Annotated in this window: 12 protein-coding genes; 3 read left to right on the forward strand and 9 right to left on the reverse strand. The window is 45.9% G+C overall.

Annotation, left to right across the window (positions count from 1 at the left end; genetic code table 11):
* Positions 1–54: 54 nt before the first annotated feature.
* From AC3WJN_RS25055 to AC3WJN_RS25080, 6 genes are all read right to left on the reverse strand, one after another.
* Positions 55–1,959, reverse strand: a complete 1,905-nt coding sequence (locus AC3WJN_RS25055) for a PAS domain-containing protein (protein ID WP_005832071.1) — start codon at positions 1,957–1,959, stop codon at positions 55–57.
* Between the two features lie 296 nt (positions 1,960–2,255).
* Complete coding sequence (gene dpsA / locus AC3WJN_RS25060) at positions 2,256–3,185, reverse strand: dipicolinate synthase subunit DpsA (protein WP_007784329.1); 930 nt, start codon at positions 3,183–3,185, stop codon at positions 2,256–2,258.
* A gap of 36 nt (positions 3,186–3,221) precedes the next feature.
* Complete coding sequence (locus tag AC3WJN_RS25065) at positions 3,222–3,542, reverse strand: YunC family protein (protein WP_005832069.1); 321 nt, start codon at positions 3,540–3,542, stop codon at positions 3,222–3,224.
* Between the two features lie 91 nt (positions 3,543–3,633).
* Positions 3,634–5,151 (reverse strand): phospholipase D-like domain-containing protein, encoded by a 1,518-nt coding sequence (locus tag AC3WJN_RS25070; RefSeq protein WP_005832068.1) that lies wholly within the window; start codon positions 5,149–5,151, stop codon positions 3,634–3,636.
* Between the two features lie 65 nt (positions 5,152–5,216).
* Positions 5,217–5,423, reverse strand: coding sequence for a DUF1657 domain-containing protein (locus AC3WJN_RS25075; protein ID WP_005832067.1), 207 nt, complete (start codon positions 5,421–5,423; stop codon positions 5,217–5,219).
* Between the two features lie 93 nt (positions 5,424–5,516).
* A complete protein-coding gene (locus AC3WJN_RS25080; RefSeq protein WP_005832066.1) occupies positions 5,517–6,077 on the reverse strand; it encodes a CBO0543 family protein in 561 nt (186 codons plus the stop codon).
* A gap of 135 nt (positions 6,078–6,212) precedes the next feature.
* On the opposite strand from AC3WJN_RS25080, the gene AC3WJN_RS25085 reads away from it, so the two are divergent.
* From AC3WJN_RS25085 to AC3WJN_RS25095, 3 genes are all read left to right on the forward strand, one after another.
* Positions 6,213–6,686 (forward strand): hypothetical protein, encoded by a 474-nt coding sequence (locus tag AC3WJN_RS25085; protein WP_005832065.1) that lies wholly within the window; start codon positions 6,213–6,215, stop codon positions 6,684–6,686.
* A 563-nt stretch (positions 6,687–7,249) separates the two neighbouring features.
* Complete coding sequence (locus AC3WJN_RS25090) at positions 7,250–7,678, forward strand: cell wall hydrolase (RefSeq protein WP_005832064.1); 429 nt, start codon at positions 7,250–7,252, stop codon at positions 7,676–7,678.
* A 554-nt stretch (positions 7,679–8,232) separates the two neighbouring features.
* Positions 8,233–8,466 (forward strand): hypothetical protein, encoded by a 234-nt coding sequence (locus AC3WJN_RS25095; protein ID WP_492329348.1) that lies wholly within the window; start codon positions 8,233–8,235, stop codon positions 8,464–8,466.
* Between the two features lie 75 nt (positions 8,467–8,541).
* On the opposite strand, the gene spoVAE is transcribed toward AC3WJN_RS25095, so the two are convergent.
* The 3 genes from spoVAE to spoVAC are packed head-to-tail and all read right to left on the reverse strand — an operon-like array spanning position 8,542 to position 10,389.
* Positions 8,542–8,892 (reverse strand): stage V sporulation protein AE, encoded by a 351-nt coding sequence (spoVAE, locus tag AC3WJN_RS25100; protein WP_005832063.1) that lies wholly within the window; start codon positions 8,890–8,892, stop codon positions 8,542–8,544.
* Positions 8,889–9,908 (reverse strand): stage V sporulation protein AD, encoded by a 1,020-nt coding sequence (gene spoVAD / locus AC3WJN_RS25105; protein ID WP_007784321.1) that lies wholly within the window; start codon positions 9,906–9,908, stop codon positions 8,889–8,891. The genes spoVAE and spoVAD overlap by 4 nt, the downstream gene beginning before the upstream one ends.
* A gap of 1 nt (position 9,909) precedes the next feature.
* Positions 9,910–10,389 (reverse strand): stage V sporulation protein AC, encoded by a 480-nt coding sequence (spoVAC, locus tag AC3WJN_RS25110; protein ID WP_005832062.1) that lies wholly within the window; start codon positions 10,387–10,389, stop codon positions 9,910–9,912.
* Between the last annotated feature and the right edge of the window lie 78 nt (positions 10,390–10,467).

The raw sequence follows: 10,467 nt of genomic DNA on the forward strand, positions 1-10,467 counted from the left end.
CAAATTGGGGTGAAGTCCCTTTTTTATCCCTAGAAATCCTTGTGTCTCAAGGGCTCAGATTTCTGCAAAATGCTCAATCAAATTAATAAATAACTGTTTGATTTTATTTCCATCGCACCGGATCTGCACGGGTTCCTTGGTTGGATGAGAGTGAATTTCTACATTATGTAATGTGGCCTGCGTCTGAAGTAGCACGACGATATCCTGAATCAGTTTAGAAAGATCATGCTGTGTCATGTTCATCTCTTGCGGTTTGGCTAAAGCCAGTAGTTCATTTAGAATAAGTTCGATACGAGTTAATTCTTCCTTCATAATATCGTAGTACTTACTTCCTTTTTCTTTGCCGGCGCTTAACAATTGCAGAAATCCTTTCAGCGCGGTAAGCGGGTTTCGAATTTCATGCGCAATTCCCGCGGCCATTTGACCCGCTATGGATAATTTGTCTGCCTGATGAGCAGATTGCTTGGCTGCATCAAATTCGGTAATATCATGCATGACACAAATGCCGCCCACAATTTTATTGTGAACAATGATCGGCTTCCCATGACAAAGAATGAGGCGATGCTCGCCATTCGACTTTTTAACCACCATTTCTAAATCCCGGAAACTTTCGCCTCGATACGCCCGATAAAGCGGGGCGCGTTCCTTGCTCAACAGCGTTTTTCCATCTGTTTGATACAATCCGTATACAGAACTCCAGTGTTCGGGCGAAAGAGGTATCTTTACAAAGTCGTGCAATTGTCTTGCGGCTCTATTCATACTTGTCAATATCCCATTTTCATCACAAATCACAACGCCGACATCCATTGTTTCTACAATATCACTCATGACACGTTCTTGAGTAGCTAGGACGTCTTCCAGCGTCTTTCGGCTCGTTATATCCCGAAAAACTATCTCACGAACATTGCCCGAATCGTACCGCAGCGTGTTGCTTACGACCTCCACCCAAACAGAGGAGCCGTCTCTTCGACGTAATCGTAAAATGTTGCTATAACCGTCTTCATTCATCCACTCTTGCGAGCCCAATTTTTCTATATCGGGAGGATAGAACAATTCCCAGACAGGTCTTCCTATCAATTCCGTCGCATCATAACCCAGCAATGGTTTGCACGCCGGCGATATGTAGTAGATAATACCATTGATATTCAGTGTAGCAATCATTTCCCCCGTATGGTCCGCTAACAAACGATATTTTTTCTCGCTATGCTTTAGGTCCCTTTCCATATTGGATTGCAGGGTAATATCCCTTGCGATGCAATGCAGCCCTACGAGTTCATTCTGAATGAAATTGGGAATATTCAGTACGCTGTATTTCAACATTTTGCCGTCTTTCGCTTCAAATGAAGTTTCCATCTCAAAAGGGGAATTCGTAAATGATTCCATCACGTGTTCCAGACTTTTCCGAATGGTGTCTCCAAGTGCTCTTTCCAACTCATATAAGTCATCGCCCCATAATTTCGTGCAGGCGCGGTTCACATAGCTGAAACTTCCATCTAACATGACGTCGTAAACAAGATCGGAATGATGGTCAGCAAGTATTCTGAATTTATCGGCGTATGCCTCGTTCAATTCAACAAGCCTTTTGCGATACGTGATCTCCTGAACCTGGATCAAGAATACTCTTTCCGGATGTCCCTCCACATCGATGACCGATAGGGTTGTCATTCCCCATTTGTGTCTGCCGTCAAGACAAATATAGCGATTCTCCATTTCGACATAATCGGAATTGCCGCCTAGCAAGTCATTCATGAACCCGTTATATAATGGAACGTCTTCCGTATAAATAATGTCAAGTATTCTCATTCGCAGCAGTTCTTGTTCTGTATAGCCCAGCATGTTGCATAGCGAGCGATTGACCATTGCCACTTCACCACCGAATCGAACTAAAGCTTTTCCGACAAGTGTATAATGAAATGCGTGGTGAGCGACAGGATGTGAAAGTAAATCTGAAATATCCATTTGCAAGTAACCTCCGACTGTGCAATAAGCTTATGTTTGCAACCTTAACGGTCTTCTGTTAAAAATCTATGAATGTTCTCTATTATATATGGCATTTTTAACAGTTGAAACAAGATTCCGAGACCAACACTAATTTAGAGTCCCCCGTTACATGGAAACCGACTTGTGATCTAAGAAAGAGCCGCTTTACCACGCTTCATTATCCGATTCTTACGCAAATAAGACGGAGGCCGGCAAAGTACCGACCTCTCTGATCAAGTATAAACAAGATGCCTTTCTAAATTACGTTCGCGATCTCACACCCCAGAAGGACAAGCAAGTATGTCCATTTGCTCCCGATTTCGATTCCGTTGTTCGTCCTGCATCATTTGACATAACGTACTCGCCAATATTCGTCCAGCTGTTCTTGGCGCGACAGCTCCCGGTAAACTTGGCGCCAACATGGCCTTGATTCCGCGTTTTTCGGCGAAGCGAAAATCTGTCCCGCCAGGTTTGGAAGCTAAATCAATAATGATTGCGTGATGCGGTATACGAGTTAGCACACGAGATGTAAGGATTAGCGCCGCAACCGTGTTAAAAATAATATCCGCATTTGCGCCTTCTTCGTACAAATCTTTCGTATAAAACGGCTCAATCCCCATCTCCAAGGCACGTGCAAACTGCTCCGGTTTCTGCACACCTGCTTTGACGTGTGCTCCCAGACGGTGAAGCACGCTGGCTAACGTAAGACCGACTCTCCCCAATCCCAGAACCATACAACGCGAACCATGTATGGTAATATCCGTATGTTGAATGGCCATCATTAAAGCGCCTTCTGCAGTGGGAATTGAATTGTATATGGCTACATCGTCCCTATTGAGCAATTCAATCAGATCGATACCCACTTCCGAGCAAAGGTTCTTCAAGTAGGACTTAGCTATGCCGGAATAAACTTTTGCATGTTTAGGCAAACAGGACATATATTCTTTGTTCAGCATTAGCGTTTCGGTCGAAAATGAAGACTCTATTTTGCCATGGTCATCCGTACCAACAACCGGTAAAATCAATACATCCGCCTTGCTAAGTACTTCCTTCGTAAGCTTTGCGTGCCGGACTTCATGAAGTTGTTCCTTCACATCTTCATAACCGATTAATACAACATTGGCATCCAGGTCAGTAAATGAGCGAATAATTTCAAGATGCCGGGCATCGCCTCCAAGAATAACAACATGCATACCCGTTAACAAACAATCCCCTACTTTCCTTAAAAAATGGCCTGAAAACTAACGGTAATTAACTGCGTCTGTCATCTTTACAAGCGCGTCTGACCCTTTCATTCCGGGATGAATTCCATGTAATTCCGCCTCTAGGGTAACCATATCAAGAGGGGCGTCCAGCAATTGCTCTATCGTTCGTACCCCGACTGCACGTCCTGCGACAATTCGACGTTCTTTTAATTTTTCATTTAACAGCCGAATATCCAGTGCGCCGCACATGATATATCCGTGTTCAGTTGTGATAGCCAGTAGTGTTGTTTTGGGCAGAGTGACCTCAATGCCGATAACCTGATGCCCTTTCACTTCAATCGGTTTGATTATAATCATCTATGATGCAGCTCCTTTTTCTATACTATATATATGCCGGGGGTGATACCTGCACCATAGACGAATGCCTAAATCCAATATTGCTTGTGTATTATAACAAAGGAGACAACAAACGCGCCGCTTGATCAAGCATCCGCTCGGATGAAGGTCGATTCACGTGATCTTCCAAACGATAGGGAGTCGCCTCGGCAAGATCCCGTTCGAATTGTTCCGTTAGTTCCCGAGCCACATCGGAGTGATACATCACTGCGCAGATTTCGTAGTTTAAACGATAGCTCCGGAGATCATAGTTGGAAGAACCGAGTTCGGCAATCTCGCCATCGATAATCATGACTTTCGCGTGCAATACCCCTTTGTTATACTGAAACACATGGACCCCCGCCTCCACCAGTTCGCCGTAATACGTACGGCTGGCAGCGCCTGCAACTTTAGGAATCACCCGCTGCGGCACCAGTAATCTCACTCGAACCCCACGCGCCGCGGCTGTTTTGATGGCCATCAGGATATCCGCGTCGGGAATAAAATAAGGATTGACGATGTCGATGGATCGGGTCGCCTGGGTTAGACAAATGAAATGCATTTCCCGAATGACCGGAGTAGGCAGCGAGGGATTGCCTTCAAACATCTGGATATACACAGAAGGTGTATCTTCGGGTGAGGAAGCTTTCGCTATACGCGTGCTTTCCGTCGTTCCAAGCTCCGATCCCCACTCCCATCCGAATGCAGATCGCTCTGTTTTGCCAAAAGGAAAAGGATATTCGTTGTTGGGATGCGAACGTTGCACAGATTCAGGGTTGTTTCTTGCCGTTATTGGCGTATGGGGTATGTCCGGTGACGCCAATTTCCAATGGGCTTCAAAAACCGCCTTCGCATCATTCGCTGATTCGCCGGTTATCCGCATATGGGTATCGCGCCAGAATCCGGTATTCGGCTTCATTCCGGTATACTCATCCCCCACGTTGATTCCTCCCATAAATGTCTCCTTTCCGTCAATAATGACGATTTTGCAATGATCGCGGTAAGTCAAGTTGGATAGAATCCAGGGAAATCGCAAAGGGAAAATAGTCCTGCATTCAATGCCCGCCTCCTTCATCCGACGAATTGCATGTTTGGGAAACGACCGGCTTCCCAAGCCATCCCTTATAAAACGAATATTCACACCGGATAAAGCACGGTCAATCAGTGCGTCTGTGATCCGATTTCCAATATGGTCATTCCGATATATGTAATATTCAAGCTCAATCGTTTTTTGTGCGGATTGAATCGATTGCAGGAGTCTGCCGTAAGTTTCCATCCCGTTCGTGAGGATTTGGACAGAACCTGTTCGAAGGCCACTAACCGATAAGGGCTGTAAAGACCGGGCGATAACAGCTGCGGAATGGCCGCACAACGGAGGCAAAACGATCGGATTCTGATGCGATGAAACCAGCTTGTCCCGCCGCATTTGCACCGGATTCGTGACGAAAAGGTAACAAACGAAACCGATCATCGGAAATACCAGTCCGACTGTCATCCATGTCAGCGCCTTGGCGGGGCGGCGCACCTCCCGAACCGCAATAATGAGTAACAATGCTGTATTAACAATCCATAGTCCTGCGATCCATGCCAAGAAAATCAGCCTCCAATTATATAAACGATGAAAAAAGTTGCAGCCATGCCGAGAGATGGCTTTTTTTAGAACCCTTTATACTGCGGTTCTTCTTGTTCAATTTGTTGCAACCGCGGAACGACCTGGTCAATGATGTTTTGTGTCTGTTGTGCTGCGTTTGTGAATGTGGTTTTGGCCTGCTGGTTTTGTGTATTTAACGCAAACTGTTCAAAGCTGGCCTGCGCGCTTTTCAGCGAAGCTACAGCTGTTTTCAATTGAGAAGCTACCGTCATATCGATCACCTCCTGCAATAGCATCCGTATGTAATATGTCAACCCGTTCAAACGTGTATGAATGGTAACATATGGCGACTGGTTCTTGCCGGTTTAAGGTCCGGACTTACCGCAATCGATGCCTTTTCTGGCAATGCTTGAAGACATAAAATACAGCCCGACATAGATCGGAAATGAATAGATATGCTTCCAGTGAATGGGATGATATAAATCTGCCATTTGTGAGATCGGCTCGGCCACAAAAGCGGAAAAACCCCCAAATAGGAGGGCCTTTATCAGCGGGTTTACTTCCGGCTTGTACTGGTTCAAGAACATCACTGTGACGGGAAGAAGTGAAAAATTCCATGGAAAATTAGCCGGCATGAACGGGATGACTTCCCAGTGGTAATGCCAGAGACCCATGGCAATCCCCAGCTGATCCAGCCACGACGACACGATAATTATCGTAAACCCGGATAGTAGAAACTGTCCTGTTGCTCGTTGGTCCCGAATTCCGATCCAAATCAGCCAAGGACATATGGATAAACCTACTCCCAACCACCATTGGCGTGTAAACAGGACGTGATTGCGCCAAATTTCAGTCATGTTGCGGTGTGCTTCAACAATCAATTGATAGGCTTGTTCAATCGCATGATGAATCTGGTTTTCGTCCACCGATGTCACCCCTTTCCGTTTATGTGGGGACCTGCCATTATGCAATCTGTTGATAAAAGGAATCCAAGCCCCGTGACGGGCATTTTTACCGTGGACGCATATAATGGCGTAACCGAATAAGAGGAGTGATGAGTCGTGGCCGATGCCTCGCAATCCATATCAAAGGTATTACCCCCCTTTTCCATTTGGGGAGTTTATGCATCCGTCGCCGGCAGGCCGGTTGTATGGGGCAAGCTTGTGATGCGCGTTTTGCCGGACCAACGAGTTCAAGGCACTATCCAATTTCGCGGAACGCCGATTCCGATTGAAGGAAGCTGGAATGAAAGCGCGCAGCAGATCGTGTTTCATTCCCCCTACGCTGCCTATTCCGGTCATTTAACCATCTATGACGATGTCCAGATTCAACTTCGGCATTTGGTCCTCACCGGACGCCTTCGAATGCTCCCCCCCTCTTTACAGGCGGGCGAATATGGAACCTGGGTAGCGACAACTGATATCAACTTGCCGGAGCATAGCGGCTATGTCACATCCCAACCGTCTTCAACTTCGCTGCCGCCGGTCGGCGTATTTGTAACGTCAAATATTCTATATGGAAACTCGCGCAGATGAAGCAGGCACATATCCGTCATCGTCCAAACATCTGGCCTTGGCGGATATAAAATAATCCGTGCAGGATGCTGTATCGCGGGTACATCGTCTTCGACTTCCGGAAAACGGGTGAGGTAGAGAAAAGCAGTTAAAGGATATATGCAAAAGGTGTGAAGCATAACAACGCTGGTATAGTTGAATACTGGATCGGGTTCCAAACGCCACAAATAAAATTTTTCATGCGAGAAGAATTCGTAAAGCAATTGAAAACAAGCTAGGTATACCATCGTTGGATAGCACTGGGAAAACTGTATCCACCGACCCCACCGCCACGCCGCGAATACCGTCCATAACGCAATGGCTAAATGAATACTCACAACTCACCTTCAGATGTTATTTATCATGTGCTGGCGCAGTTACATGTAGGCGGTTTTAAGTTATCCAAAAAAAGAGTAGTTAATTCAGGCAATTAACAATCCGTAAGGTGAAACTTGCGAGATTGTGCGTCGGATAGCGGTATGAATATTAAGCAAGCACTAAATAGAACAATGGGAATATATTGAATACTAAAATGAGGTGATACAATGGCCGTTGTCAAAGCCAGGGCAAGTGATATAGATCTGTTGGCAAGATTGCTTCGAGCCGAAGCGGAAGGGGAAGGCGAACAAGGAATGCTGCTCGTCGGGGCTGTAGGAATTAATCGGATTCGGGCAAACTGCTCCGATTTTAAAGGCATTCGTACGATTCCGCAAATGGTATTTCAGCCGCATGCGTTTGAAGCAACCATACACGGTTACTTTTATCAAAAGGCAAGGGACAAAGATAGACGCCTTGCACGAAAGTCAATTAACGGTGAGCGACCATGGCCTGCTAAATTCGCTTTGTGGTATTTCAAACCCCCCGCAAATTGCCCTTCGACATGGTACAATCAGCCTTTTGTCGGAAGATACAAAAGCCACTGCTTTTACGAACCGACAGGTGTAGAATGCGAAAATATTTACAATACTTTTTAAACATATAAGACGCAGGCCTAATCCGGTCAGCGTCTTATATGTATTAAGCGCAAATCTCTGCATAACCGTTTGGAGTAATACTTTGCAGGTATGGGGATCTTCCAGTTTTGGTTCGTGTATGCCAATGCCAGTACCAACCGGCCAATCAGTTCTTTATTGACCAGCCAACACAACTCATTGTACTTCTCCAAGGCATTGAGGAAATTACTGAGTTGATGGAGCAGGGAGAATCGGCGTCTTTTTGAACATTTACACGAATCCGATGATGTCCCAAAGTTGATCCTTCGGTAGGCGTAAAATCCGATTTTGGTATCTTGATTTCTTACCGTATACCAGAGGAGTGTTTTGAGGAATGGAAGAGGGTGTCCAAAGGCAGGCCAGCCGATATGTCCGGCATCACCTACGAGAAGTTTCTGATCCGATCGGAAGATCTTCTTCGCTTACATTCCACAGTTCGGCCATTTCCTTGATATGCTTTGGACCAAAAGGGTAAGATCGATGGTTCACCAACCGAAGCGCCGACCGTCTACTGACTCCGATGATGTATAAAGGATATGAATATCGGAATAATATCAGTTACATATTCTGAAAATGGCAAATGGAAAGGAGAAAATATGGAAAAAAGCGAACTTAAATCACAATTTAAACACCGAATCAAAACGGCAAGTAATAAATCTCCAATAGTATTGGATGGCAAGGCAAGTAAAAAAGTTCCAACCGAGCCGAGTTTGATGGAGAGAACCAAAGAAGCGATGGAGAATATAGGAACCGAAATAAATAACATCTGAATGGGTTTTTCATAATTAAAACCGGTCGGTTAGGGATTACCTTGACCGACCGTTACAGTGACAATGAGCCCCGTATTATCCTTTGGGTTTTACGAACAATGCAGCGAGAAACGAAAAAATAATCGCTGCGGATATTCCGGCACTGGTCACTTCGAAAATTCCGGTGATGATCCCAATCCAGCCATTGCTCTTTAGTTCTTGAAGCGCACCATGGACAAGCGCGTTACCAAAGCTTGTAATCGGGACCGATGCTCCTGCCCCGGCAAATTCAATCAGCGGATCATACCATCCAATTCCGTCGACAATCGCGCCCAATACAACAAGCAGGGTCATGGTGTGGGCCGGTGTAAGTTTCAAGACATCAAAACAAAATTGTCCGAAAACACAGATTGCACCTCCCACCAAAAAAGCCCAAAGAAAAATCATAATATCTCCCTCCCTGCCTCTATGGATACGGCATGAGCGATACAAGGAATGCTTTCCCCTTGTTGAAATGAAATCGGGGATAGCAGCGCCCCCGTAGCGACAACGAGGATTCGTTTCAGTTCACCTCTTCGCATCCGATTTAGCAAATGTCCATAGGTAACAACTGCCGAACAACCGCAGCCGCTTGCTCCGGCTTGAACCATTTGGGTTTCATAATCGTAAATCATCATCCCGCAATCGGAATATTCGGTTTGTTCGATGGGAAAGTTATGTTTCTTAAACAATTTACAGGCGATTTCATATCCGACTTTCGCAAGATCGCCGGTAACGATCAAATCGTAATAACCCGGTTCAATTCCCAAATCTCGAACATGCGCCTCAATGGTGTCTACCGCTGCAGGAGCCATCGCTGCGCCCATATTAAACGGATCTTTAATGCCCATATCGATAACCCGGCCAATGGTGGCAGATGTAACAACCGGTCCGTCACCTTCCATGGATACGATGGCAGCACCGGCCCCGGTTACCGTATATTGGGCGGTTGGCGGTTTTTGCGAACCGTACTCGGTCGGATATCGGAACTGTTTCTCCGCACCGGAATCATGGCTGCATGTCCCCGCCAATACAAATTTCGCCGAACCGGAATTTACAAGGTTAGCTGCTAATGCCAGACTTTCCATCGAGGTTGAACAAGCGCCAAACACACCGAGGTAAGGGATCGATAATGTTCGCGCGGCAAAACTGCTGCTAATGATTTGATTCATCAAATCCCCGCCTATGTAAAACTGTACTTGTTCCTTTGTCAACCCCGCATTTTCAATAGCCAGTTTTGCCGCTTCTTCAATCAATGCCTTTTCTGCTTTCTCCCAGCTCTTTTGTCCCATCATGGATTCTCCATGGACAATGTCAAAATCTTTGGCCAGCGGGCCTCTTCCTTCAAATGGACCCACTACCGTTGCTGTTGATCGGATGAACGGCTTGTTCTCAAATAGCCAACTCTGGTGTCCCTTTAACATATTAAGAGCCTCCCCCGCCTTTGATCAGCAAATGTACAATTCCTACCGCAAAGGCGGCGACTGTACCAAATACAATAACCGGTCCGGCCAGTTTGAACATTTTACCGCCAACACCGAGCACCATTCCTTCACTCTGATGTTCAATCGCAGCGGATGCCATCGAATTCGCAAATCCCGTCACAGGCACTGCGGAACCCGCACCAGCCCATTGGGCAAACTTATCGTACACCCCCATGCTGGTCAGAATGACAGAAAGGAGTATCATAACCGCCACGGTAGGGTCTCCAGCCTTTTTCTCATCAAAGCCGCCCCAATGCACAAACATTTCCTGGATGGCTTGTCCAACCAAACAAATGGCCCCGCCAGCTATAAACGCACGAATGAAGTTTTTGAGTATGGGCCTCGGAGGTTCGACGCTTTGCGCCAATTCTTTATATTCCTGTTGTACCCGCGTTAAATTTTTCTTTATATTATTTGCCATGAACATCCTCCCACTATAAAGTAATGTTTTCTCCTGTTTTCTCGCTCATTCTCTGTTTTTTAACTTTGACATCTTAAA

The organism is Brevibacillus sp. FW306-2-1A-C05A (genome assembly GCF_058781555.1).

What these genes read in the sequence shown, in the direction of transcription:
- AC3WJN_RS25095 (WP_492329348.1), top strand. Translation starts at nt 8,233, where the DNA reads ATGAATATCGGAATAATATCAGTTACATATTCTGAAAATGGCAAATGG.
- AC3WJN_RS25090 (WP_005832064.1), top strand. Translation starts at nt 7,250, where the DNA reads ATGGCCGTTGTCAAAGCCAGGGCAAGTGATATAGATCTGTTGGCAAGA.
- spoVAE (WP_005832063.1), bottom strand. Translation starts at nt 8,892, where the DNA reads ATGATTTTTCTTTGGGCTTTTTTGGTGGGAGGTGCAATCTGTGTTTTC.
- AC3WJN_RS25075 (WP_005832067.1), bottom strand. Translation starts at nt 5,423, where the DNA reads ATGACGGTAGCTTCTCAATTGAAAACAGCTGTAGCTTCGCTGAAAAGC.
- spoVAC (WP_005832062.1), bottom strand. Translation starts at nt 10,389, where the DNA reads ATGGCAAATAATATAAAGAAAAATTTAACGCGGGTACAACAGGAATAT.
- AC3WJN_RS25055 (WP_005832071.1), bottom strand. Translation starts at nt 1,959, where the DNA reads ATGGATATTTCAGATTTACTTTCACATCCTGTCGCTCACCACGCATTT.
- spoVAD (WP_007784321.1), bottom strand. Translation starts at nt 9,908, where the DNA reads ATGTTAAAGGGACACCAGAGTTGGCTATTTGAGAACAAGCCGTTCATC.
- AC3WJN_RS25065 (WP_005832069.1), bottom strand. Translation starts at nt 3,542, where the DNA reads ATGATTATAATCAAACCGATTGAAGTGAAAGGGCATCAGGTTATCGGC.